Source organism: Lysobacter oculi (assembly GCF_003293695.1).
GTDB classification, from domain to species: Bacteria; Pseudomonadota; Gammaproteobacteria; order Xanthomonadales; family Xanthomonadaceae; genus Solilutibacter; species Solilutibacter oculi.
This window is the reverse complement of the sequence record NZ_CP029556.1, coordinates 448,759-471,701: the sequence shown is the minus strand read 5'-3', so window position 1 is coordinate 471,701 and position 22,943 is coordinate 448,759. Positions and strand designations below refer to the sequence as shown.

Annotated in this window: 24 protein-coding genes and 1 pseudogene; 22 read left to right on the top strand and 3 right to left on the bottom strand. The window is 56.1% G+C overall.

What is annotated here, in order from left to right; all coding sequences use genetic code 11:
• Positions 1 to 51: 51 nt before the first annotated feature.
• From DCD74_RS02205 to DCD74_RS13245, 19 genes are all read left to right on the top strand, one after another.
• Positions 52 to 390 carry a nuclear transport factor 2 family protein gene (locus DCD74_RS02205; RefSeq protein ID WP_217424275.1) on the top strand — a complete coding sequence of 113 codons (339 nt, stop codon included), beginning with the start codon at positions 52 to 54 and terminating at the stop codon, positions 388 to 390.
• 955 nt (positions 391 to 1,345) lie between these two features.
• Positions 1,346 to 2,068, top strand: a complete 723-nt coding sequence (locus DCD74_RS12505) for a P-loop NTPase family protein (RefSeq protein ID WP_162615847.1) — start codon at positions 1,346 to 1,348, stop codon at positions 2,066 to 2,068.
• 127 nt (positions 2,069 to 2,195) lie between these two features.
• Positions 2,196 to 2,513 carry a hypothetical protein gene (locus DCD74_RS12500; RefSeq protein ID WP_162615846.1) on the top strand — a complete coding sequence of 106 codons (318 nt, stop codon included), beginning with the start codon at positions 2,196 to 2,198 and terminating at the stop codon, positions 2,511 to 2,513.
• 133 nt (positions 2,514 to 2,646) lie between these two features.
• Positions 2,647 to 3,105, top strand: a complete 459-nt coding sequence (locus tag DCD74_RS12495; protein ID WP_162615845.1) for a hypothetical protein — start codon at positions 2,647 to 2,649, stop codon at positions 3,103 to 3,105.
• Between the two features lie 463 nt (positions 3,106 to 3,568).
• Complete coding sequence (locus tag DCD74_RS02200) at positions 3,569 to 3,943, top strand: hypothetical protein (RefSeq protein WP_112925875.1); 375 nt, start codon at positions 3,569 to 3,571, stop codon at positions 3,941 to 3,943.
• 109 nt (positions 3,944 to 4,052) lie between these two features.
• On the top strand, positions 4,053 to 4,460 hold the full coding sequence (locus tag DCD74_RS02195; protein ID WP_112925874.1) for a hypothetical protein: 408 nt from the start codon (positions 4,053 to 4,055) through the stop codon (positions 4,458 to 4,460).
• A gap of 67 nt (positions 4,461 to 4,527) precedes the next feature.
• Complete coding sequence (locus DCD74_RS12490) at positions 4,528 to 4,845, top strand: hypothetical protein (protein WP_162615844.1); 318 nt, start codon at positions 4,528 to 4,530, stop codon at positions 4,843 to 4,845.
• 1,032 nt (positions 4,846 to 5,877) lie between these two features.
• Positions 5,878 to 6,180, top strand: a complete 303-nt coding sequence (locus DCD74_RS02190) for a hypothetical protein (RefSeq protein WP_217424274.1) — start codon at positions 5,878 to 5,880, stop codon at positions 6,178 to 6,180.
• A gap of 178 nt (positions 6,181 to 6,358) precedes the next feature.
• Complete coding sequence (locus tag DCD74_RS12485; RefSeq protein WP_162615843.1) at positions 6,359 to 6,550, top strand: hypothetical protein; 192 nt, start codon at positions 6,359 to 6,361, stop codon at positions 6,548 to 6,550.
• A 169-nt stretch (positions 6,551 to 6,719) separates the two neighbouring features.
• Positions 6,720 to 6,926: a YegP family protein gene (locus tag DCD74_RS02185; RefSeq protein WP_112925873.1), complete on the top strand. Its 207-nt coding sequence runs from the start codon at positions 6,720 to 6,722 to the stop codon at positions 6,924 to 6,926.
• A gap of 533 nt (positions 6,927 to 7,459) precedes the next feature.
• Positions 7,460 to 8,559, top strand: a protein-coding gene (locus tag DCD74_RS02180; protein ID WP_112927513.1) for an IS3 family transposase whose coding sequence is annotated in 2 segments (ribosomal slippage) — positions 7,460 to 7,718 and positions 7,718 to 8,559 — 1,101 coding nt in all. Because the reading frame shifts where the segments join, the coding sequence is not laid out codon by codon here.
• 89 nt (positions 8,560 to 8,648) lie between these two features.
• A complete protein-coding gene (locus DCD74_RS02175) occupies positions 8,649 to 8,960 on the top strand; it encodes a putative quinol monooxygenase (RefSeq protein WP_112925872.1) in 312 nt (103 codons plus the stop codon).
• Complete coding sequence (gene chrA / locus DCD74_RS02170) at positions 8,923 to 10,395, top strand: chromate efflux transporter (RefSeq protein ID WP_217424273.1); 1,473 nt, start codon at positions 8,923 to 8,925, stop codon at positions 10,393 to 10,395. The genes DCD74_RS02175 and chrA overlap by 38 nt, the downstream gene beginning before the upstream one ends.
• A 176-nt stretch (positions 10,396 to 10,571) precedes the next feature.
• Complete coding sequence (locus tag DCD74_RS02165; RefSeq protein WP_112925870.1) at positions 10,572 to 10,970, top strand: flagellar export protein FliJ; 399 nt, start codon at positions 10,572 to 10,574, stop codon at positions 10,968 to 10,970.
• A 125-nt stretch (positions 10,971 to 11,095) separates the two neighbouring features.
• Positions 11,096 to 11,461, top strand: a complete 366-nt coding sequence (locus DCD74_RS12480; RefSeq protein WP_162615842.1) for a hypothetical protein — start codon at positions 11,096 to 11,098, stop codon at positions 11,459 to 11,461.
• A gap of 196 nt (positions 11,462 to 11,657) precedes the next feature.
• Positions 11,658 to 12,092 (top strand): DUF2199 domain-containing protein, encoded by a 435-nt coding sequence (locus DCD74_RS02160; RefSeq protein ID WP_237049637.1) that lies wholly within the window; start codon positions 11,658 to 11,660, stop codon positions 12,090 to 12,092.
• A gap of 2,014 nt (positions 12,093 to 14,106) precedes the next feature.
• Entirely contained in the window at positions 14,107 to 14,688 is a 582-nt protein-coding gene (locus tag DCD74_RS02155; RefSeq protein WP_112925868.1) for a hypothetical protein, read from the top strand.
• A 559-nt stretch (positions 14,689 to 15,247) separates the two neighbouring features.
• Positions 15,248 to 15,889, top strand: coding sequence for a hypothetical protein (locus DCD74_RS12475; protein ID WP_162615841.1), 642 nt, complete (start codon positions 15,248 to 15,250; stop codon positions 15,887 to 15,889).
• A gap of 449 nt (positions 15,890 to 16,338) precedes the next feature.
• A complete protein-coding gene (locus tag DCD74_RS13245) occupies positions 16,339 to 16,758 on the top strand; it encodes a DUF7684 family protein (RefSeq protein ID WP_455430931.1) in 420 nt (139 codons plus the stop codon).
• Between the two features lie 199 nt (positions 16,759 to 16,957).
• Here the strand turns inward: DCD74_RS13245 and DCD74_RS02150 are convergent.
• Both DCD74_RS02150 and DCD74_RS02145 read right to left on the bottom strand, forming a co-directional pair.
• Positions 16,958 to 17,269: pseudogene (locus tag DCD74_RS02150) on the bottom strand (integrase core domain-containing protein); the annotation flags it as partial.
• 33 nt (positions 17,270 to 17,302) lie between these two features.
• Positions 17,303 to 18,402, bottom strand: a protein-coding gene (locus DCD74_RS02145) for an IS3 family transposase (RefSeq protein ID WP_112927513.1) whose coding sequence is annotated in 2 segments (ribosomal slippage) — positions 17,303 to 18,144 and positions 18,144 to 18,402 — 1,101 coding nt in all. Because the reading frame shifts where the segments join, the coding sequence is not laid out codon by codon here.
• A 1,002-nt stretch (positions 18,403 to 19,404) separates the two neighbouring features.
• On the opposite strand from DCD74_RS02145, the gene DCD74_RS02140 reads away from it, so the two are divergent.
• The 3 genes from DCD74_RS02140 (at position 19,405) to DCD74_RS12470 (ending at position 21,642) form a co-directional block, all read left to right on the top strand.
• Positions 19,405 to 19,701 (top strand): type II toxin-antitoxin system RelE/ParE family toxin, encoded by a 297-nt coding sequence (locus tag DCD74_RS02140; protein ID WP_112925867.1) that lies wholly within the window; start codon positions 19,405 to 19,407, stop codon positions 19,699 to 19,701.
• A 2-nt stretch (positions 19,702 to 19,703) separates the two neighbouring features.
• Positions 19,704 to 19,997: an addiction module antidote protein gene (locus DCD74_RS02135; RefSeq protein WP_112927620.1), complete on the top strand. Its 294-nt coding sequence runs from the start codon at positions 19,704 to 19,706 to the stop codon at positions 19,995 to 19,997.
• Positions 19,998 to 21,126: 1,129 nt separating this feature from the next.
• Positions 21,127 to 21,642 (top strand): hypothetical protein, encoded by a 516-nt coding sequence (locus tag DCD74_RS12470; RefSeq protein ID WP_162615840.1) that lies wholly within the window; start codon positions 21,127 to 21,129, stop codon positions 21,640 to 21,642.
• Here the strand turns inward: DCD74_RS12470 and DCD74_RS02125 are convergent.
• A protein-coding gene (locus DCD74_RS02125) for an IS3 family transposase (RefSeq protein ID WP_112927513.1) occupies positions 21,639 to 22,738 on the bottom strand; the annotation gives its coding sequence in 2 pieces (ribosomal slippage) (positions 21,639 to 22,480 and positions 22,480 to 22,738; 1,101 coding nt in all). The genes DCD74_RS12470 and DCD74_RS02125 overlap by 4 nt on opposite strands.
• Between the last annotated feature and the right edge of the window lie 205 nt (positions 22,739 to 22,943).

Genomic DNA, 22,943 nt, shown 5'->3' with positions numbered 1-22,943 from the left:
ATTGTGTCTCCAACTAAAGCCACGGAAGTTGTTCGCGAGTTCTGGCGCCTCATGGCGACGAACGACTTTCATTCGGTCACATCCGTTTTGTCCCCGGAATTCGTTCTTGAGTGGCCCCAATCCAAAGAACTCATTTCTGGCCCCCTGCGGTTTGCCCAAATGAATCATGAGTACCCAGCCCACGGACGCTGGCACTTCACCATTCATCGGCTCTTTGGCGACGACTCAGAAATTGTTTCAGACGTATCGGTCACAGATGGGGTGCAGTCTGCCCGCGCGATCTCACTATTCACCGTTTCCAAAAGCAAGATCGTGCGATTGGTAGAGTTCTGGCCGGAACCATACGAGGCACCAAGCTGGCGCTCACACCTCATCGAGCTTATGGCTTGAACTGCTTGGACGCGGTGGCTAACAATTCATTCAAGCCGACGCCGCTTCGCGGCGCGGCTTAATTCAGGCGTTAGGTGCGCAATGGGGTCTCCGGTTCGTCCCACGATTTCTATTGGCTGTGAAGCTGGCGGCCCAGAGGCTCGTCTTCCATGCGAGTTAAAGGTTGCTCTCTACCAAGCACTCGCTAAGCACGTTATATCTACTCATTGTGCGTCTATCGACGAATACGCGCTCGTGCTGCGAATTGATGGATCTCTAGCAAAGTACGGCCAGGAAGGCGTCCATCGCGTCAGGCTGCTTAAGAGTCGTCGCTACATGTCGGCGGACATTCATGTGCCGGAGTTGAGATGGAAGCAGGCCACACACGAGCACCTGAAGGCCTACTTGTGTGACCAGATACGTGCAGCCCTTGAGGCATGTGTTCAAAGACTCCAGAAAGATCGGATTGCTGTAGCAGAAATCCCCTTCTTCTCCCAGGTAGACGCCGCAATGCAGGAATACACAGCTCAAGGCAGCGCACCTAACAATTCGTTCAAGCCGACACCGCTTCGCGGCGTCGGCAAAGTCCCGTAGGATTGTGACTCTGCCGCCGCCGCAAAGCGGTGCGGCTTAACTCAAGCGTTAGGCTGCAGTAGGCAACAGAACGGTAGAACGGTGTAGCAAAGCGTACTGCCCACAGACCGTGTTGACCTCTCGGCCATGCTTCAGCCAGGTCTTTCGCTCAGATCGTCTTTCGTTCTCCGACGCGCCTGCTCGTCAAGCTGCGCGGGCGCTGCTCTCGTAACGCTGCTGACTCTTTCGTGGCACACTGCAACCTAACCACTCGTTCAAGCCGACGTTGCTTCGCGGCCGCACACTTGGCAGCAACGGCTTGTCCAATCTGCGGCCGCGCTGCAACGCGGCTTAACTCAGGCGTTAGGCGAACCATTTAGATTCATGTCAAATCCATAAGATCATGTCAACAGAGTCATCTAGCAGCGTTACTTGGCAAAAACTGGCAGTGATTATCGCCATCCTCACGCTGGCCTTACCCGTTTTCGCAAGATTTGCATTTAGAGTTGTTTTTCCAGATAACTATTTGCTCTACGAAACTACCTCGGTAATAAAAACAGAACGATCTCAAGTTGGCGCTGTCATAGTGATTAATGGCGGGACAGCGGCGCAAAAGGAAGTCGCCTTATATTTACCGTCCGGCGCAGCAGATGCGAAAAGCACCTTTGTAGAAATTTCTGCGCCGAGACGAAGTTCTCTGCGTTCACTCTTTGAGGCAGATCCATCGACCCCTCTTTCAAAATTTTCTCAAGGCACTGGATTCAAAATACCCTTAGGCACAATAGAAAAAGACGAAGAAGTTAGAGTAACACTTAAAACCATTCAACCGGGAGACCTCCCCACTTCCTCGCTTCTTCTTAGCGAAGTTCGCGCTGAATCTGCTGCTATGACAGCAATTGAAGCTGATGGCCTGCGACGCCCAGAGTTTCATGAGGATTGGCATACGTTTTACATGGATGTCTCTCCATATCTCTTAGCCTTAGTTCTGGCCGTTATATGCTTGGGTGTTTTGGTAAGTTTTATTCATGACGTGTTTTTTGATACGCCACGCAAGAAAATGGCTCGACTGTGGCGACAAATGGATCAACTTCAAGAGCAAATTGATAAGGATCGGCGCTACGAATAGCTCGCCTAACAATTCGTTCAAGCCGACGTTGCTTCGTGGCCGCGCTTGCGGTGTAAGCTAACGCTACACCGCCGCTCGGCCACTGCGCACCGCGGCTTAACTCAGGCGTTAGACCGCAGGAGACACTTTGAGTCGTCGTGTCCAAGAAGCCTTGGTGGTCATACTCGCGCTAGCCACGACTATCGCGAGCAGCTGGGTTCCGCGCAAAGCCTACGTCACACTCGGTGACATCATGGGCTGCGAAGATGGCTGTTACGTAGCTGCAGGTGGCTGGCCATTTGTATACGCGGTTGATGGGATGGCGAGCTCCCCTGTTGGATTTGCCGATGCGTTGGGTATTTTGCTGGGCTTGGATAAAATTCGTTGGGAAATGTTCGCATTGAACTTCGGCGTCTGGATCGTGGCGTTTTCCTTGGTTGCCATTGCCTTCTCTAAGCGAAATTGAATGGCCAGCGGTCTAACAGTTCGTTCAAGCCGAGCCCGCTTCGCGGCCTCGTTTATGCGGTAACGTATACCGCAACGCTCGGCCGCTACGCAGGCCGGCTTAACTCAGGCGTTAGGGCGCACAGGGGGGAATCATGAGCTCAGGTAAGTCGAGCCACTTTGAAAAATTCTTTACTCTGCTTTTCTGGGGTGCAGTAATTTTTGGTGGCTATAAATTTATCAGCTACACAAAGCAGAACAACAAGAGCAGTTCCGACTCATTAGCTGCTGACCCAAGACTCGTGCAGATATCAAAGGAAATGAATAAACAACTTCCAATGATGGTAGATGAGCACACCCGGCTAGATTCAACTTTCCCGGGACCGAGCATGCAAATTGCTTATTATTATACGCTGGTTAAAATGCCCGGCAAAGCAATGGATCAACGCGCCATTCGCGATTTTTCAGACACGATTATTAAGGGCGTATGCGCAACTCCGACAAGTACAAAGGTATTAGATGCTGGCGTAATCATGGAATATATTTACAAGCTTAATGACGGCACAGAATTGACTCGATTCGAAATTAGAAAGAGTGACTGCGGTGCGCCCTAACCAATCGTTCAAGCCGAGCCCGCTTCGCGGCCTCGACTTATGTGCTAGCGTGTAGCACATCGCTCGGCCGCAAAGCGGCCCGGCTTAACTCAGGCGTTAGGCTGCATTCGAGAGTTCACAATGATCCAAAGAAATCGCCCAGGAACAATATTTGGTCCGGCAATGATTGCACTAGTCATCGCTCTACTAGTTGGCGGATTTGTTCTTAGGCTTATGCAAAATGGCAACATCGATAAGCTTACCGGTATAGCCATCGTAATTCTTGGTGCGCTCTTCCCAATTGGGATAGCTCCACTAGCTGTGCACTACAGCAGCAAACGATCCAAATGACTATCTGCAGCCTAACAATTCGTTCAAGCCGAACCTGCTTCGTTCCACCGGCGCCATGGCAGGTTAAGCTTGCCATGTCGCCGGCTCCTCTACGCAGGTCGGCTTAACTCAGGCGTTAGCCCGTACTCAAACAATGTCGCTCGTCAAGATCATTGCCGCCTTCTACGTGCTGTTCGGCACCTTTGGCCTTCTGGTGGTGTCTGTCCCCACCAACTATGGCGGCATGTTTCATGAGCCTGGACGTCCTGCCGTTGGCTTGGCTCGCCTCGCTCATGCCTATGTGACCTTGATCTTCGTTGTAGTCTGCGGCGCCTCGGCTTGGCTCTTTCCTGGCTACACAGCCTTTCTAGCCGTTTGCGTCCTTGCATTCGTGCTACTCGGCAAGCTGCTCAGTGTCATCACTGGGCGCAAAGCTAAGTGCCTGTCCTGCTTTATTGGCGGAACAGCCGTCGCAATAATGCTTACATGGACGCTCGTGGCCGCCAGTTCTCAGGCTGGTACGGGCTAACAATTCGTTCAAGCCGAGACCGCTTCGCGGTCTCGCGCGTGATTCACTCGCCGGCTGCGGTCCGGCTTAACTCAGGCGTTAGGCAGCACCCACACAACAAGGGGGATTTATGTTCAAAGCATTGCTCGTTTCATTTCTTCTCGCCACCGTGTCGTTCAGTACGTTCGCTCAAACCCGTTGCCGAACCGATTCGTTCGGAAACACCACGTGCCGTGACAGTGATGGCAATACCACTCGCGGCCGCACGGACTCCTTCGGCAACACTACTTGGCGGGATGACGACGGCAACACCGTTCGCAGCCGGACCGATTCTTTCGGAAACACCACTTACCGTGACGATAGCGGCAATACTGTCCGTAGTCGCACCGACTCGTTCGGCAATACCACCTACCGTGATGACAACGGCAATACCATTCGTAGTCGCACAGACTCTTTTGGCAACACCACTTTCCGCGACGACAATGGCAACACGGTCAAGTGCCGCACTGACAGCTTTGGCAACACTACGTGCCGGTAGTGCTGCCTAACAATTCATTCAAGCCGAACCCGCTTCGCGGGTCGGCTTAATTCAGGCGTTAGGCCTCATGACAGAAATTTTCGTGGTCCAAGTAGAAGCAATTCCAGACGGCGTTCTACAGTCGGCGGACGAATTTGGTGGCGCTTACATCAATGTGTATACAACAGAGCTCAATATTCGTAGTGCCATTGATATCGCAGAGAAAGAGACCACTGAAGCTGGCTGGCGTACCGAGAGAATCGTATCCGCGTCTCTAGCTAGTGCTACAGACTTCCCAGATGAAGACTCAGGGAAGCAATACTACGAACAGGCGCTTCAGGATGGAGTTGTGATTGTTGTGCACATCTTTCCGCCCGAGCACGCTGAGAATGATTTCCTTCATTGAAGGGCTTGCAGCCTAACAATTCGTTCAAGCCGAGCTTGCTTCGCGGCCCGGCTTATGCGGTAACGTGTACCACAACGCCGGTGCCGCTTCGCAAGCCGGCTTAACTCAGGCGTTAGACCGCAGCCAGAATGACCGCATGGGACGCCATGCACCTGATGTTCTCGGCAAAACCCAGCCTCCAGATCCCTTCTCGCTAGAACGCCGCGCTGCGCTCCGGCGTTCACCAAGTTTCTCCAGATTGTTCGTCGGCTCGCGCGCTCGCGTTCGGCCAACGCGCATCTGGCAATGGTTCGCGGAGTCGCACGCAGGCGCGCACGCCCCACCCTGCGGTTCGCCACGCGCCTGCGTGCAATCGGTTTTCGCGGGCTTGCGGTCACGGTGCCTGACTTGCGCTTTCAACAACAGGCTGGTGCGGTCTAACAACTCGTTCAAGCCGACGCCGTTTCGTTGCGTCGCCTGCGTGCGTTCGCTACGCTCGCACGCGTCGCCGCACCGCTCACGGCGCGGCTTAACTCAGGCGTTAGGTTGCGGCTTGAAAAGCGTTTTCAACTAAACCCGCCCTTCGGAAAGAACATCGCATTCCTGCGTTAGAACTTCCACACTCGGCTTCGGTTAGTGGTTGGGTGGCGCATCCGGAAACTGCAGGGGGCGCCGAGCCGCGGTGATCGCCACTCGCTCCAGGTCGTTCTTCACCCGCGTGCCCTGCCCGGCGCTTTCATGCACACATGCGTTCGACGCTCGGCATCGGTTGCATCTAAAGCGCGCACTACAGGCTCCGGCATGTAGAGCACCAGCCGCATCTTTCGCCGGGCTCCGTCCGGCCTGTCGCGAAACCTAACCATTCGTTCAAGCCGATGGCGCTTCACGGCCACAATCTTTTAGGGTAAGTTCTTGCCCTATTGTGGCCGTGCAGCACCACGGCTTAACTCAGGCGTTAGGCGGCACTCCGAGCCTTCATAGTGGCTTCACAATGGGCACATCGTGATTTCACAGGCACGCCAGATCCTATGCCTCCACTAGGAGGAAGGTTCAATGAACACGATAGCCAAAAGATTCATCATGCGTAACAGTGCTTTCGCTTGGATTGCGCTAGCGACAGGGGCACTTTTGTTCATCCCTTTTGTCGCAATGCGGGTCACCACTGCCGTCAATTGGGGCATAGAAGACTTCGTCGTTATGGGCATCCTTCTTTTTGCTGCCGGCTCGATATTTGTGCTCGTCGCGCGAAAGGTCTCTCCGAAGAACAGACTGGTGACCGGTGTGCTGGTTTTGGCTGCGTTTCTTTACGTGTGGGCAGAGCTAGCGGTGGGTATCTTCACAAATCTGGGTAGCTGAGCGACGCGGCATTATTTCCGATCGAGCAGTGTCGCCTAACAATTCGTTCAAGCCGAACCTGCTTCGCGGCCCGGCTTGTTGTGCTAGCGTGTAGCACACCGCCGTGCCGCTACGCAGGTCGGCTTAACTCAGGCGTTAGGCCGCTAGTAAAAATTTCACGCTCATCAAAAGGCAGCACATGGAACGCAACCAGCCCTCCAAGCTATCCGGATATCTGCTCATTGCAGCAGGGCTTTCATTCTTTGCAGCAGCGTTCAATAACGGGCAGAACGCATTTACGGCACTTGGAGTTGTGTTCGTTGTCCTCGGTATCGGTGCATTGCGCAAGGCATCTAGCCGCAGCAACGATTCCTCTGGACCCGCGGCCTAACAATTCGTTCAAGCCGAGCCCGCTTCGCGGTCTCGTCGCGGTCTCACTCGCCGGACGCGGGCCGGCTTAACTCAGGCGTTAGGCAGCAGTCGCAAGCTGTGAGATTTAGGAGCGCTCTACTTTGCCGGCATCCGGCAATCCGGCTCGGGGCTTATATGAGGGTCTAGTAATGGCTGGCGTTTCCTACTTCTACATCTACAAAGACAACTCCGGCGAGTGGCGCTGGAACTTCACTTCCAGCAATGGCCGCACAATTGCCGTTAGCTCCGAGAGCTACAAGAACCTTGGTGACTGCGAGCATTCGGTAAGCCTTATCAAGACCGAGTCTCCGGCGGCGCCCGTCATTGGCGATGACAACTACAAGAAGCTCCGCTAGTGGCAGAGCTGCTGCCTAACAATTCATTCAAGCCGAACCCGCTTCGCGGGTCGGCTTAATTCAGGCGTTAGGCTGCGCGAGAACGTTTGATCGGTTCTCTGCTGCTGACGCCTCGCAACTTCCGTTCTGTGCGTTCGCAAGATCACAAGCGGCGTTCGACTTGTCTGGTGTTGCGCCCAGGCAATCAGACTTGTTGATCCGCCCTCGGAGTTACCCGAACCGTCGCCGCGTGGGACCGCGTGCGTTCTTCTCGCTTCGCTCGGCGGCTTGCGGGCTTGATACGGGCTGAAAGACCGCGGGCCTGCGCCCCAGCCCTTCGGCTCCGTAGGCTCTGAAACTAACGCGAACGCGCACCCTAACAATTCGTTCAAGCCGAACTTGCTTCGTTACACCAGCGCCGTGGCAGGTTAAGCTTGCCACGTCGCCGGCTACACTTCGCAAGTCGGCTTAACTCAGGCGTTAGGCCGACGTCCCCCCACCTTTGAGTAGCGCCGCGATCTGGAGTCCAATCCCCAACGACAAGGAGATTGGACGTGAAGAAGCGTTTTACCGAAGAACAGATCATCGGCTTCCTGCGTGAGGCCGAGGCCGGCCTGCCGGTCAAGGACCTGTGCCGCCGGCACGGCTTCAGCGAAGCCTCGTATTACTTGTGGCGCAGCAAGTTCGGCGGCATGAGCGTGCCCGACGCCAAGCGCCTCAAGGAGCTGGAGGCGGAGAACACCCGGCTGAAGAAGCTGCTGGCCGAGCAGATGTTCGAGAACGACGTGATCAAGGACGCCCTGCGAAAAAAGTGGTGACCGCACCGGCTCGACGCGAGCTGGTGCGGCATCTGGTGGACAAGGGGCTGAGCGAGCGACGATCGCTGGCGGTGGTGCGCATGAGCGCCAGCGCCTACCGCTATGCGCCGCGTCCGGACCGCAACGTCGAGCTGCGGGCGCGGATCTTGGCGCTGGCGCGGCGGCACAAGCGCTACGGCGTCGGGATGATCCACCTCAAGCTCAGGCAAGCGGGGCTGCTCGTGAACTACAAGCGCGTTGAACGGCTGTACCAGGAGGCGAAGCTGCAGGTGCGGCGCCGCAAGCGCAAGAAGGTGTTGCCGGGCGAGCGCCAGCCGCTGATCCGGCCGCTGGCGGCCAATCAGGTGTGGTCGATGGACTTCGTGTTCGACCGCACCGCCGAAGGTCGGGTCATCAAGTGCCTGACGATCGTCGACGACGCCACCCACGAGGCCATCGTGATCGAGGTCGAGCGCGCGATCTCCGGACTGGGCGTGACGCGCGTGCTCGACCGTCTGGCGCTCACCCGCGGCCTACCGCAGGTGATCCGCACCGACAACGGCAAGGAGTTCTGCGGCAAGGCTATGGTCACCTGGGCGTACGAGCGCGGCGTGCAACTGCGCCTGATCCAACCCGGCAAGCCGAACCAGAACGCCTACGTCGAATCCTTCAACGGGCGCCTGCGCGACGAGTGCCTCAACGAACACTGGTTCACCCACCTGCTGCACGCCCGGACCGTCATCGGAACCTGGCGCCGGGAATACAACGAGGATCGGCCGAAGAAGGCATTGGGCGGACTGACACCGAGCGCCTACGCAAAACAACTGGCATCCACTACCATCAACCCCGGACTCTAAATCGCCCCGCTACTGAAAGCGGGGGGACGTCGAGGCTTGCAAGAGAACATCGCGTATCGTGATGTCGTTTTAACAACAGGAGACATGCCATGGTCAAAGTAGCCTTGTTCGTTCGCCTTGAAGCGAAACCTGGAAAAGAGAAAGAGGTTGAGAGCTTCCTTGTGAGTGGCCTTCCCATCGTCAATGAGGAGCCTGCCACCACTGCGTGGTTTGGCATTCGCCTTGGACCAAGCACTTTCGGAATCTTTGATGCTTTCCCGGATGAAGCGGGTCGGCAGGCCCATCTCTCCGGCAAGGTCGCAGCCGCGTTGATGGCAAAGGCAGGTGAGTTGTTGTCCGAGCCCCCGTCCATCGAAAACGTTGATGTACTTGCGGCAAAGCTACCCGGCGAGCAAGCCTAACAATTCGTTCAAGCCGAACTTGCTTCGTTACAGCAAAAGCGTGGCAGAAAAAGCTTGCCACGCTTTTGCCTCCACTACGCAAGTCGGCTTAACTCAGGCGTTAGGTTTGCAGTGGATGGTTCATGAGCGCTCCCCCCGCGATCAAATGCAGCGTTCAGCTCCCTTAGAGATAAAAATGCACGCCGCCCCTTCATCGGACAAGCCCGTAGTCCCTTCTTCTGGCAACGGAATCCCACAGCTATCGCCGCTCGGTGTATTTCTACGTTTTTTGCGCTTCGGCGCTATAGCTTGGGGTGGCCCTGTCGCGCAAATCGGCATGCTTCGAGAGGAGCTTGTAGATCAAGAGGGCTGGATCGACCGAGATAAATTCAATCGCGTACTTGCCGTCTATCAAGTTCTCCCCGGCCCAGAGGCACATGAACTCTGCGTCTATTTCGGCACGCTTGCTCGCGGACGCTTGGGCGGAATAATGGCTGGGCTGGGCTTCATGCTGCCTGGATTCGCACTGATGCTATTGCTGTCCTGGTTGTACGCTAGGTATGGGCTCATGATCGAAAGTTGGAGCGGCGTACTGGTCGCTGCGCAAGCAGCAGTTGCAGCGCTGATTGTGCGCGCCATTTTCCGTATTGGCGGACACGTCCTAGAAAACCGCTGGCTTTGGCTTATCGGTGCGGTTGCCGTCCTAGCTCAACTGGCAAATATTCATTTCGCTGTAGTAATCGCTGCAGGTGGATTGATTTACCTTCTCGCGCACGAGCATCGCAATTTACTGGCGTCGTGGTCACTCGCCATTATGGCTGCTCTGATCACAGCCAAGATCTGGAACGATGGCGGCCTCACTGGCCTAGAGGCTCTCGTTAACCGATCAGAAATAAGTACTGTCGCAGCAACTGGAACTATGGGAGCACTTGCCCTCTTCTGGTCAGGGCTAAAGGCAGGACTGCTCACTTTCGGAGGGGCGTACACCGTTATCCCATTTTTGCAGCGAGACGCTGTGAGTCATGGTGCGTGGATGAGCAATGGCCAGTTCCTTGACGGTTTAGCACTTTCTGGCCTTCTACCCGCCCCTCTTGTCATATTCGCGACCTTCGTCGGCTACATGGGCGGGGGACTCGTTGGTGCCTTGGTAATGACTGCCGGCGTATTTCTCCCAGCATTCTCATTCACGCTACTCGGCCACGACGCAATGGAGCGCTGGGTGCACAGACCCCGCGTCGCTGAGTTTTTGGCTGGCGTCACAGCAGCCGTGGTTGGCCTCATCACAGGCACAACCCTTGCCATCCTCTTCAGCAGCATCAAAGACCTGCATGGCGTACTGGTGTTTTCAGCAGCGCTAGTTGTACTTTTCCTGTCCAAAGCACGCTGGCTAATCCCTGCAGTGATTCTGGTAGCAGCCTCATATGGCTTGATTATCAGCGCACTGAGTTCCGGTTGATTCACCAATTTAAGATTGCTTCTTTCACACCATCAGCAGCAAAGGCCGCAAACCTAACAATTCGTTCAAGCCGAACTTGCTTCGTTACACCGGCGCCGTGGCAGGTTAAGCTTGCCACGTCGCCGGCTACACTACGCAAGTCGGCTTAACTCAGGCGTTAGGCGTTAGGGGGCGCAATGTCCGTCGAACTAATCACCGCTCTCGCGATCTCAGGCTCCATCGCTTCCGTCGTCGCTAGCCTCTTCGAAGTATTTGTTCTTAAGAAGTACCGTCGCCCCGAGACATTAGAGAATCGCATAAACAAGCTTTCGGGCGCACTGAAAGAATCGAGTCGACTCGTTGCACAAGTTGAGGACGAGATTCAGAAACGACAAACCCTTGTTACCGAACTGCAACAAGACGCTGACCGGTATCAGAAACTAGTCTCGCTCAACCGTGAGCAAGTAGATGCGGTGGCCCAACTTCTACAGGGCGAGCTGAGAAAGGAAGGTCGAAAGTCGTTCTGGAGCGGCGTCATCGTCAACTTCATCTTCTTCTGTCTTGGCGCTCTCGTGTCTTGGTATTTAGCAACGTAGCGCCTAACAATTCGTTCAAGCCGACGCCGCTTCGTGGCCCGGCCTTTTGTGCTAGCTTCTAGCACAACGCCGTGCCACTACGCAGCGCGGCTTAACTCAGGCGTTAGCCGTCACAGGAGAGCGTTATGCGCATTTGGTCAAAAATCATCGCCACCCTCGTGTTGTGTCTGCCTGCCAGCCTTTCCTTTGCAAGTCCGCCCGGCTCCTATGAGGTCTCGGCAAAGCTGACGCACGGCGGACAAGCCTTTGCCGCACCAAGCGCTGTTGTTCTCGCCAACAAACCTGCGAGCATTGAGGTTACTGGCCCAGACGGATACAAGCTCACGCTCACCGTCACAGACCTAGCGCCGGACAAGATTCAGGTTGCTGCGCACTTGGACTCGGCGTATGGCTCAATGGCACCGACAGTTGTAGTTCGCCCGGACAAGTCCGCCAGCGTTTCCGTTGGTGATCTTGGTCTTGAGCTGACCGTGAGCCGGGGTGACGGCTAACAATTCGTTCAAGCCGAACGCGCTTCGCTACACCAACAACATGGCAGAACAGCTTGCCATGTTGTTGGCTCCGCTACGCACGTCGGCTTAACTCAAGCGTTAGCTGCTCACACACATGGCTGCAATCTTCGCATTCACTTGCTCATGCTGCGGGAAGCTCCACGCAGGCTCACCGAGCTTCGGCTACAAAGCGCCAATGCACTACGACTCTCTGTCTGATCACGACAAAGAATCGATCGCTACGATCAATGATGATCTTTGCAAGATTGAGCATCCGGAAGGAACCGATTACTTCGCGCGCGCCATCCTAGAACTGCCAATTCACGGCGTTGACGAGCCGTTCCTTTGGGGTGTCTGGGTTTCACTCAGCAAAGAGAGCTTCGAGAAGTACACATCCGCATGGGGCAAGCACGACGAGACAGATAGCTACTTTGGCTGGTTTAGCAATCGCCTCCCCCATTATCCTGATACTGTAAATCTCAAGACCAACGTACGCCCGCGGAACGGTGGGGCCAGACCGATTCTTGAGCTACAACCAAGCGACCATCCCCTTGCTTGTCACTACCATAACGGAATGACTATCAAGGAAGCTCAAGTGATTGCAGAAGACGCAATGCATGGAAGCAGCTAACAATTCGTTCAAGCCGAACCTGCTTCGCGGCCTGGCTTGCGTGGTAGCGTGTACCACACCGCCCGGCCGCTACGCAGGTCGGCTTAACTCAGGCGTTAGGCTTGCTTGGATAGATCCATGAGCACACAAAGCAAAATCATCGACTCCCGGAAAGCAATTAGGATAATTGCCGGCATTCTTGCACTAGCTGGACTCATAGCGATCCCATTTAATTTGTCGGAAGACATTGCAAATAATAGAAACTTCCGTGCATTCGACCTTCTGAAATTAGCGGGCGTTCTTTACGGTATATATCTGTTCGGAAAGTTCGCAATCACGGGGAAGCTTGAGTTGTTGAGTAACGTCCGCTTGACGAACAACTCGAGCCAAGTCTCAGCTGAACAGAAGAAGGATTCATAAGCCCGCAAGCCTAACAGTTCGTTCAAGCCGACGCTGCTTCGTGGCCCGGCCTTTTGTGCTAGCTTCTAGCACAACGCCGTGCCACTACGCAGCGCGGCTTAACTCAGGCGTTAGGCTGCAAGAAAGCGCTCTTAAAGTCAGGCTGAAAGATTCCCGAGAATTGGTCTCATCGCTTGCATAGTTCGCAGCGCGGCTTTGCCGCCCTGCTTTCATCTGTTCGGTTCGCACGCGTCTGGTGACGCATGCTCCAGGATTGCGTCGGACTGCTCTACGCGATCCTTCCGCCCCAGAACTTCTTCGTTCACTGGCTTGTCCGTATCAGCTCAATCAATCACGACAAGTCGGAACGGTTGCAGCCTAACAATTCGTTCAAGCCGATGGCGCTTCACGGCCACAATTTTCTAAGGTAAGGTTCTTGTCCAATTGTGGCCGTGCAGCACCACGGCTTAACTCAGGCGTTAGGCTGCAGGAAAAGACCAAATGGGGCCTCTAGCAACATCCATCCTTTCTTCAACGATCTTGGTCGTTATAGTTCTAGCCGTTCATGTCTTCATCTACAAGATCATGAATCGTCCCAGAGAATGGATTCGGGCGCTATTCTTCGCGCTCGGTTTTGGCACAGCGAATTTCATCAATGAGTTTTTTGGAATTACTGGTTTGACCAAGTACGCGGTTCTGGTCGGTATAGCGCTACCATTTTTCTATGTCGGGCAATATTTTCAGAACCGCATAAACAGGCCAGCAGCCTAACAATTCGTTCAAGCCGAGCCCGCTTCGCGGCCTCGACTTACGTGCTAGTGTTTAGCACATCGCTCGGCCGCAAAGCGGCCCGGCTTAACTCAGGCGTTAGGTTGCGGCCTGAAAAGCGTTTTCAAAAGTAAAAGCCTTGCGGAAGCAAAATCGCTCTTCCGCGTTCGATTTTCCGCACTCGCCTTCGGTAAGTGGTTGGGTGGCGCATCCGGAAGCGGCTCGCATGCGCCGGGCCGCGGTGATCGCCTCTCGCTCCAGATGGTTCTTCGTCCGCGTGCCCTGCCCGGCGCTTTCATGCGCTCAGGCATTCGACGCTCGCCTTCGGTTGCATCTACAGCTTGCAATTCGGGCTCCGGAACGTAGAGCACCAACCGCATCCTTGTCCTGGCTCCGCCTTGATTCACGGCGTAACCTAACCATTCGTTTAAGCCGAGCCCGCTTCGCGGCCTCGACTTATGTGCTAGCGTTTAGCACATCGCTCGGCCGCAAAGCGGCCCGGCTTAACTCAGGCGTTAGGCCGGTGTTGAAAGGCCAAGGTTTGCAGTTGAAGAGCAAACCCCAGAGCAATAAGCGCACCGCGCAGAGCTGAGAAATCTTCGCACTCGACTATGTTCGCGCCCACCTACTCGCTCGCGGTTCCGGACGCCAAACCTAGCCATTGCGATCTGATGCTTGAGAATTCTTTGATCCGTCGCGGCGCGAAAGATCTACAAGCAAAGCGCCGTAAAGCCAACGGATCACCGTCCTAACAATTCGTTCAAGCCGAGCCCGCTTCGCGGCCTCGACTTATGTGCTAGCGTTTAGCACATCGCTCGGCCGCAAAGCGGCCCGGCTTAACTCAGGCGTTAGGCAAGGCAAAAGGATCATGGGCGACTGGGACTTTCTTTACGAAATGAATGCGCGCGGCTACAGCGCCAAAGATATCGCCGATGCTGCGGGATGTGGCGTAGCACCTTGGCAATGGGAGTACATCGATCAGGAATGGGTTGACTCCCAACTCAAAGATACGCCGGAAGATGATATTCATTCCATAGAGCCATGCGAACCGTTTGAGAGCAGAGAAGGTTTTCCCTACAGCGTCCTGGAACAAACAGAAATCTTCCACGACCTAGTAGAGTGCGCTATGCGGCACTTCGAAAACACAGGCAGGTATTTGCAAGTTTGGGGGGAGCTTGGAGAAATCTACGCTGAGATCAAGTTCGGGCTTCGTCGTCACGGAACTCACACCGCTGGATCTGACGGCACAATTGGCGGCAAGCTGGTTGAGGTAAAAACCATTTCACCCGAGAAATCAAACGATCGAGTGATGGTCAAGAGTCAAGGCGACTTTGAGCAATTGCTAATCGTACGGATTGATCAAGACTTCCAATTTCAGGGCAAGCTCTTTAACAGGTGCGAACTCAAGGGTGCCGCTGGCAAGTTCCTCAGAGGGCGCCTCAAGGTATGACGGAAGCCTTGCCTAACAATTCGTTCAAGCCGACGCCGCTTCGTGGCCCGGCCTTTTGTGCTAGCTTCTAGCACAACGCCGTGCCACTACGCAGCGCGGCTTAACTCAGGCGTTAGGTGTTACAGCAAACTCTATTCGCTGCTCGAAAATATGATCTTCATATCCGCACTGCTCCTCGCCGTCACAGCATTTTTTTCGGCAGCATATCTAGCCAACAGACTTAAAAGCCTGTCTCCTGACTTGCACAGGTCGGTAGGTGAGCCAAGTAGTGGAGAATGGTGGCCATTCTGGATTCTTAAATTGACCTTCTCTGCCAAGCGTGGGCTGCTCACGACCAAGCTAAGACCATGGGCTTATATTTCAACAGGGTCATTGATGGCTTCGATTGCACTTCTAGCAATTCAAGCCCTGCATTTCGCTGCTAGTGGTGGCCACCTTTAAGTCACACCTAACAGTTCGTTCAAGCCGAGCCCGCTTCGCGGCCTCGCTTGTTGCGGTATCGTTTACCACAATGCTCGGCCGCTACGCAGGCCGGCTTAACTCAGGCGTTAGGGCCCACATGCCAAGCAATCAAGAGATCATTGAACACTTAGAACGACTTCTGGCCGAATTTCCCGATCTATCGGAAAAATTCAACGGGAGATATGGGTGCTCTGATAGAGTGAAATTCAATAGTGTCGTAACTCAAATTGAAGCTATCCTCTACCACATCTACGAAGATGGCAATCCGCAAAGCACGCGAATCATGGGTGCTTTGTTCAGTAACGACATTAGAGGCCTGGAGCGCGCAGAGGGGCTAATTAGGGGTACCCTAGAAGTAATTCGACACGGCTTGCTTGACACGATCCGGTCGCAGGCCATTTTAGAGGTTAAATCTGATTTCATTGAGGCAGCCCGCATAGCGCTCGAAGCGGGCTATAAAGATACCGCTGCAGCGTTGTTAGCTGTAACGCTCGAAGATTCGGTTAAGAGACTTGCTGACAAATCAGGACACCCTGACCTCTTGGGGTCGGAGTTCTCAGTTGTAGTGGCACAGTTGTTCACGCGAGGCGTCATTGAACGCTCCACAAAAGGAAATCTGCTTGCGTTCAAAGATTTGCGTAACGCTGCTTTACACGCTCAATGGGGAGAAGTTTCGCAAGAGAGCACTCAGGGTCTGCTTTTCTTCTTGCCTGCTTTTAACGAGAGACATCACGTTTAGTGGCCCCTAACAATTCGTTCAAGCCGAACCTGCTTCGTGGCATCGGCTTATGTGCTAGCTTGTAGCACAACGCCGTACCACTACGCAGGTCGGCTTAACTCAGGCGTTAGGCCGGTGTTGAAAGGCCAAGGTTTGCAGTTGAAGAGCAAACAGCAGAGCAATAGGCGCACCGCGCAAGAACTGAGAAATCTTCGCACTCGACAATGTTCGCGCTCACCTACTCGCTCGCGGTCCCGGACGCCAAACCTGACCATTGCGATCTGATGTTTGAGAATTCTTTGATCCGCCGCGGCGCGAAAGATCAATAAGCGAAGCGCCGTAAAGCCAATGGATCACCGTCCTAACAATTCGTTCAAGCCGAGCCCGCTTCGCGGCCTCGACTTATGTGCTAGCGTTTAGCACATCGCTCGGCCGCAAAGCGGTCCGGCTTAACTCAGGCGTTAGGCCTCATGGAGAGTAATCCGCAGTACTTGCATCTTGTCGCCGGCTCCGGCTTGCCCGCTCTGGCGCGTCAGCCTACTCGCGCGGTACTGGTTCTCGACCAACCAGTTGACCCAATTTGGCAGCGCATTGTGAGCTCATGGCTCATTGAGATCGGCTGTCTGTACATGCTGGCTTGGGGTGACAACTGCAGCTCGTGGGATGATTCGGTTGATATTGCCAATCACGAGCCGTTTGGCTCGTCTGACATCCCCGAAGAGGCTGATGCAATGACTACTTGGCATGCCGATGAGCCACTGTCTGAGTGCATGTGGTTCGCAAAGAACTGCGCCACGCATTCGCTTGTTGATCTAGAACGCACCATCATTCTTCACATAGGCCCAGCGCCCCGCGAACGAGAGCTCGTGCAAGCGTATGCTGAGGCCTAACAATTCATTCAAGCCGACGCCGCTTCGCGGCGCGGCTTAATTCAGGCGTTATGCGGGGGACACAGAAGAGCTTCTTTGTGTTGGCAGAGCAATGCTCGACCTCGTCCCGAACGTCGACCACGCTGAGAGCCTGGCTCGCCCGGTCTTAGACCTTTGAGCCATAGCTTCGACGTCCCCCCGCTTTCAGTAGCGGGGCGATTTAGAGTCCGGGGTTGATGGTAGTGGATGCCAGTTGTTTTGCGTAGGCGCTCGGTGTCAGTCCGCCCAATGCCTTCTTCGGCCGATCCTCGTTGTATTCCCGGCGCCAGGTTCCGATGACGGTCCGGGCGTGCAGCAGGTGGGTGAACCAGTGTTCGTTGAGGCACTCGTCGCGCAGGCGCCCGTTGAAGGATTCGACGTAGGCGTTCTGGTTCGGCTTGCCGGGTTGGATCAGGCGCAGTTGCACGCCGCGCTCGTACGCCCAGGTGACCATAGCCTTGCCGCAGAACTCCTTGCCGTTGTCGGTGCGGATCCGACGTCCCCCCGCTTTCAGTAGCGGGGCGATTTAGAGTCCGGGGTTGATGGTAGTGGATGCCAGTTGTTTTGCGTAGGCGCTCGGTGTCAGTCCGCCCAATGCCTTCTTCGGCCGATCCTCGTTGTATTCCCGGCGCCAGGTTCCGATGACGGTCCGGGCGTGCAGCAGGTGGGTGAACCAGTGTTCGTTGAGGCACTCGTCGCGCAGGCGCCCGTTGAAGGATTCGACGTAGGCGTTCTGGTTCGGCTTGCCGGGTTGGATCAGGCGCAGTTGCACGCCGCGCTCGTACGCCCAGGTGACCATAGCCTTGCCGCAGAACTCCTTGCCGTTGTCGGTGCGGATCACCTGCGGCAGGCCGCGGGTGAGCGCCAGACGGTCGAGCACGCGCGTCACGCCCAGTCCGGAGATCGCGCGCTCGACCTCGATCACGATGGCCTCGTGGGTGGCGTCGTCGACGATCGTCAGGCACTTGATGACCCGACCTTCGGCGGTGCGGTCGAACACGAAGTCCATCGACCACACCTGATTGGCCGCCAGCGGCCGGATCAGCGGCTGGCGCTCGCCCGGCAACACCTTCTTGCGCTTGCGGCGCCGCACCTGCAGCTTCGCCTCCTGGTACAGCCGTTCAACGCGCTTGTAGTTCACGAGCAGCCCCGCTTGCCTGAGCTTGAGGTGGATCATCCCGACGCCGTAGCGCTTGTGCCGCCGCGCCAGCGCCAAGATCCGCGCCCGCAGCTCGACGTTGCGGTCCGGACGCGGCGCATAGCGGTAGGCGCTGGCGCTCATGCGCACCACCGCCAGCGATCGTCGCTCGCTCAGCCCCTTGTCCACCAGATGCCGCACCAGCTCGCGTCGAGCCGGTGCGGTCACCACTTTTTTCGCAGGGCGTCCTTGATCACGTCGTTCTCGAACATCTGCTCGGCCAGCAGCTTCTTCAGCCGGGTGTTCTCCGCCTCCAGCTCCTTGAGGCGCTTGGCGTCGGGCACGCTCATGCCGCCGAACTTGCTGCGCCACAGGTAATACGAGGCTTCGCTGAAGCCGTGCCGGCGGCACAGGTCCTTGACCGGCAGGCCGGCCTCGGCCTCACGCAGGAAGCCGATGATCTGTTCTTCGGTAAAACGCTTCTTCACGTCCAATCTCCTTGTCGTTGGGGATTGGACTCCAGATCGCGGCGCTACTCAAAGGTGGGGGGACGTCGGAACCATCGAGCGGCTTGTTGCCTAACAATTCGTTCAAGCCGAACCTGCTTCGCGGTCCGGCTCATGCGGTAACGTGTACCACACCGCCGGTCCGCTACGCAGGTCGGCTTAACTCAGGCGTTAGGTTGCGGCCTGAAAAGCGTTTTCAAAAGTAAAAGCCTTGCGGAAGCAAAATCGCTCTTCCGCGTTCGATTTTCCGCACTCGCCTTCGGTAAGTGGTTGGGTGGCGCATCCGGAAGCGGCTCGCATGCGCCGGGCCGCGGTGATCGCCTCTCGCTCCAGATGGTTCTTCGTCCGCGTGCCCTGCCCGGCGCTTTCATGCGCTCAGGCATTCGACGCTCGCCTTCGGTTGCATCTACAGCTTGCAATTCGGGCTCCGGAACGTAGAGCACCAACCGCATCCTTGTCCTGGCTCCGCCTTGATTCACGGCGTAACCTAACCATTCGTTTAAGCCGAGCCCGCTTCGCGTCCTCGACTTATGTGCTAGCGTTTAGCACATCGCTCGGCCGCAAAGCGGCCCGGCTTAACTCAGGCGTTAGGCCGGTGTTGAAAGGCCAAGGTTTGCAGTTGAAGAGCAAACCCCAGAGCAATAAGCGCACCGCGCAGAGCTGAGAAATCTTCGCACTCGACTATGTTCGCGCCCACCTACTCGCTCGCGGTTCCGGACGCCAAACCTAGCCATTGCGATCTGATGCTTGAGAATTCTTTGATCCGTCGCGGCGCGAAAGATCTACAAGCAAAGCGCCGTAAAGCCAACGGATCACCGTCCTAACAATTCGTTCAAGCCGAGCCCGCTTCGCGGCCTCGACTTATGTGCTAGCGTTTAGCACATCGCTCGGCCGCAAAGCGGCCCGGCTTAACTCAGGCGTTAGGCGGCGGAAGTGAGTCAACCGCAGTTGACATCACGTAAACCGTGGTTTACTCTATGCGCCATGTACGAAATCCTCAAGAGCAGCACGTTCGACAGCTGGCTTCGCGGCCTGCGCGACCGTGACGCCAAGGCTAAAGTTGAGGTTCGTATCAGACGCCTTTCCCTCGGGAATCCCGGCCAGTTCCGCTCGCTCAAAGATGGCATCAACGAGCTCAAGATCGACTACGGCCCTGGCTACCGCGTCTACTACACATTCAAGGGCAAGACCTTGATTCTTCTGCTCTGTGGCGGAGACAAATCCACTCAAAGCAAAGACATCCGGCTCGCCACTGAGATTGCCGCATCTTGGGAGACATGATCATGGCCAAGTCCAAAGAGACCTTCACTCGCTACGACACCGCCGACTACCTCGAGACCGAAGAAGACATTGCGGCCTATCTGACCGCTTGCGCGGATGAAGACGACCCTGCTCTCTTCCTCGCAGCTCTCGGTGACGTGGCTCGCGCACGCAACATCACGCAACTCGCTGCCCAAACTGGCCTGACCCGCATGGGGCTATACAAGGCATTTTCAGGTGCAGGCAATCCGAGCTTTGCCACCGTTAGCAAAGTTGCGCACGCCCTTGGCCTAAAGATCACAGTAGCCGCTGCCTAACAATTCGTTCAAGCCGAACGCACTTCGTGGCATCGTCTGCGTGCCTGCGCTACGCTAGCACGCAGCCGTTGCCACTACGCGCGTCGGCTTAACTCAGGCGTTAGGCCCGTGTTGAAAAGCCAAGGTTTGCAGTTGAAGAGCAAACAGCAGAGCAATAGGCGCACCGCGCAAGAACTGAGAAATTTTCGCACTCGACAATGTTTGCGCCCGCCTACTCGCTTACGGTTCCGGATGCTAAACCTGGACATTGCGATCTGGCGCTTGAGAATTCTTTGATCCGTCGCTGCGCGAAAGATCTACAAGCAAAGCGCCGTAAAGCCAACGGATCACCGTCCTAACAATTCGTTCAAGCCGAGCCCGCTTCGCGGCCTCGACTTATGTGCTAGTGTTTAGCACATCGCTCGGCCGCAAAGCGGCCCGGCTTAACTCAGGCGTTAGGCCGGTGTTGAAAGGCCAAGGTTTGCAGTTGAAGAGCAAACAGCAAAGCAACAAGCGCACCGCCAAGAGCTGAGAAATCTTCGCACTCGACAATGTTCGCGCCCGCCTACTCGCTCGCGGTTCCGGACGCCAAACCTGGCCATTGCGATCTGATGCTTTAGAACTCTTTGATCCGCCGCGGCGCAAAAGATCTAGAAGCAAAGCACCGTAAGCCAACTGATCACCGTCCTAACAGTTCGTTCAAGCCGAGCCCGCTTCGCGGCCTCGACTTATGTGCTAGCGTTTAGCACATCGCTCGGCCGCAAAGCGGCCCGGCTTAACTCAGGCGTTAGGCCGCATGGGAAGAACCTCAGATCTTTCACACAATCGAAGAGCGCTTGCTTCTAGCGAGATCGCCGCATGCGTTTACTGTTTAACGGAATTCAGCCCTAATAAAATTATTGAGTGGATTGACGGAGAGCCTCTGGGCGTAACGGCGTTATGTCCACTTTGCGGTGTAGATGCTGTCGTAGGTTTCAACGGCCCCATAGACGCGCTGTGGTTATCTGAAGAACACCGCAAACGTTTTAGCTAGGCATGCGCCCTAACAGTTCGTTCAAGCCGATGGCGCTTCACGGCCACAATCTTTTAAGGTAAGTTCTTGTTCTATTGTGGCCGTGCAGCACCACGGCTTAACTCAGGCGTTAGACCAATGGAAAAACCCCCTCAGTTCCCTCAAAACCGTGCTGAGGTTGTGGCCTCGATTCGCAAGATTCAGAAGAGCATTAAGGATCTTCCGCCGGATTACGACTTCATACTCCCTGTGATGATTTCACATGCCAAAGATCATGCAAGCGACTCCACCCGCCTGCAAAGTTATGCGCGCCAGACAATCAATGCACGAATTATGCAGTTCGGCCACATCAGTCTGTACAAGACCTACTATTTCTTAGAGATGTTTCTTCGTGGTTATGAAGAAAAGAATCCCTATGAGTTGATTTTTTCCTCCAGGGCGCTCATCGAAGTTTATACAGTTGTGCGCGATACCTTCTCGATAGTGCACGCTAACGCGGGCGAGGATGGCAATGATTTTCTAAATCGCGTCATTCGCATCGATGAGGCACTAATCAATGCTACTTACGGCTCCCGATCGGAAGCGTTTAAGAAGTCTCTGCCAATGGTGGCTCCATCCCGACGTCCCCCCGCTTTCAGTAGCGGGGCGATTTAGAGTCCGGGGTTGATGGTAGTGGATGCCAGTTGTTTTGCGTAGGCGCTCGGTGTCAGTCCGCCCAATGCCTTCTTCGGCCGATCCTCGTTGTATTCCCGGCGCCAGGTTCCGATGACGGTCCGGGCGTGCAGCAGGTGGGTGAACCAGTGTTCGTTGAGGCACTCGTCGCGCAGGCGCCCGTTGAAGGATTCGACGTAGGCGTTCTGGTTCGGCTTGCCGGGTTGGATCAGGCGCAGTTGCACGCCGCGCTCGTACGCCCAGGTGACCATAGCCTTGCCGCAGAACTCCTTGCCGTTGTCGGTGCGGATCACCTGCGGTAGGCCGCGGGTGAGCGCCAGACGGTCGAGCACGCGCGTCACGCCCAGTCCGGAGATCGCGCGCTCGACCTCGATCACGATGGCCTCGTGGGTGGCGTCGTCGACGATCGTCAGGCACTTGATGACCCGACCTTCGGCGGTGCGGTCGAACACGAAGTCCATCGACCACACCTGATTGGCCGCCAGCGGCCGGATCAGCGGCTGGCGCTCGCCCGGCAACACCTTCTTGCGCTTGCGGCGCCGCACCTGCAGCTTCGCCTCCTGGTACAGCCGTTCAACGCGCTTGTAGTTCACGAGCAGCCCCGCTTGCCTGAGCTTGAGGTGGATCATCCCGACGCCGTAGCGCTTGTGCCGCCGCGCCAGCGCCAAGATCCGCGCCCGCAGCTCGACGTTGCGGTCCGGACGCGGCGCATAGCGGTAGGCGCTGGCGCTCATGCGCACCACCGCCAGCGATCGTCGCTCGCTCAGCCCCTTGTCCACCAGATGCCGCACCAGCTCGCGTCGAGCCGGTGCGGTCACCACTTTTTTCGCAGGGCGTCCTTGATCACGTCGTTCTCGAACATCTGCTCGGCCAGCAGCTTCTTCAGCCGGGTGTTCTCCGCCTCCAGCTCCTTGAGGCGCTTGGCGTCGGGCACGCTCATGCCGCCGAACTTGCTGCGCCACAAGTAATACGAGGCTTCGCTGAAGCCGTGCCGGCGGCACAGGTCCTTGACCGGCAGGCCGGCCTCGGCCTCACGCAGGAAGCCGATGATCTGTTCTTCGGTAAAACGCTTCTTCACGTCCAATCTCCTTGTCGTTGGGGATTGGACTCCAGATCGCGGCGCTACTCAAAGGTGGGGGGACGTCGCTCGACAACCCGCGGGCGATCAGCCAACGGTCGCGCGGTAGGCCATCTTGCGCCCTACCCTGTGTTCGTAACGCTCACGGACTTGTGCCCTAACAATTCGTTCAAGCCGACGCCGCTTCGTGGCCCGGCTCATTGTG

Bases quoted from the DNA above. Each gene is read 5' to 3' on its own strand.
- DCD74_RS02205 (WP_217424275.1), top strand. From the start codon at position 52: ATGGCGACGAACGACTTTCATTCGGTCACATCCGTTTTGTCCCCGGAA.
- DCD74_RS12505 (WP_162615847.1), top strand. From the start codon at position 1,346: ATGTCAACAGAGTCATCTAGCAGCGTTACTTGGCAAAAACTGGCAGTG.
- DCD74_RS12495 (WP_162615845.1), top strand. From the start codon at position 2,647: ATGAGCTCAGGTAAGTCGAGCCACTTTGAAAAATTCTTTACTCTGCTT.
- DCD74_RS02200 (WP_112925875.1), top strand. From the start codon at position 3,569: ATGTCGCTCGTCAAGATCATTGCCGCCTTCTACGTGCTGTTCGGCACC.
- DCD74_RS02195 (WP_112925874.1), top strand. From the start codon at position 4,053: ATGTTCAAAGCATTGCTCGTTTCATTTCTTCTCGCCACCGTGTCGTTC.
- DCD74_RS12490 (WP_162615844.1), top strand. From the start codon at position 4,528: ATGACAGAAATTTTCGTGGTCCAAGTAGAAGCAATTCCAGACGGCGTT.
- DCD74_RS02190 (WP_217424274.1), top strand. From the start codon at position 5,878: ATGAACACGATAGCCAAAAGATTCATCATGCGTAACAGTGCTTTCGCT.
- DCD74_RS12485 (WP_162615843.1), top strand. From the start codon at position 6,359: ATGGAACGCAACCAGCCCTCCAAGCTATCCGGATATCTGCTCATTGCA.
- DCD74_RS02185 (WP_112925873.1), top strand. From the start codon at position 6,720: ATGGCTGGCGTTTCCTACTTCTACATCTACAAAGACAACTCCGGCGAG.
- DCD74_RS02175 (WP_112925872.1), top strand. From the start codon at position 8,649: ATGGTCAAAGTAGCCTTGTTCGTTCGCCTTGAAGCGAAACCTGGAAAA.
- chrA (WP_217424273.1), top strand. From the start codon at position 8,923: ATGTACTTGCGGCAAAGCTACCCGGCGAGCAAGCCTAACAATTCGTTC.
- DCD74_RS02165 (WP_112925870.1), top strand. From the start codon at position 10,572: ATGTCCGTCGAACTAATCACCGCTCTCGCGATCTCAGGCTCCATCGCT.
- DCD74_RS12480 (WP_162615842.1), top strand. From the start codon at position 11,096: ATGCGCATTTGGTCAAAAATCATCGCCACCCTCGTGTTGTGTCTGCCT.
- DCD74_RS02160 (WP_237049637.1), top strand. From the start codon at position 11,658: ATGCACTACGACTCTCTGTCTGATCACGACAAAGAATCGATCGCTACG.
- DCD74_RS02155 (WP_112925868.1), top strand. From the start codon at position 14,107: ATGGGCGACTGGGACTTTCTTTACGAAATGAATGCGCGCGGCTACAGC.
- DCD74_RS12475 (WP_162615841.1), top strand. From the start codon at position 15,248: ATGCCAAGCAATCAAGAGATCATTGAACACTTAGAACGACTTCTGGCC.
- DCD74_RS13245 (WP_455430931.1), top strand. From the start codon at position 16,339: ATGGAGAGTAATCCGCAGTACTTGCATCTTGTCGCCGGCTCCGGCTTG.
- DCD74_RS02140 (WP_112925867.1), top strand. From the start codon at position 19,405: ATGTACGAAATCCTCAAGAGCAGCACGTTCGACAGCTGGCTTCGCGGC.
- DCD74_RS02135 (WP_112927620.1), top strand. From the start codon at position 19,704: ATGGCCAAGTCCAAAGAGACCTTCACTCGCTACGACACCGCCGACTAC.
- DCD74_RS12470 (WP_162615840.1), top strand. From the start codon at position 21,127: ATGGAAAAACCCCCTCAGTTCCCTCAAAACCGTGCTGAGGTTGTGGCC.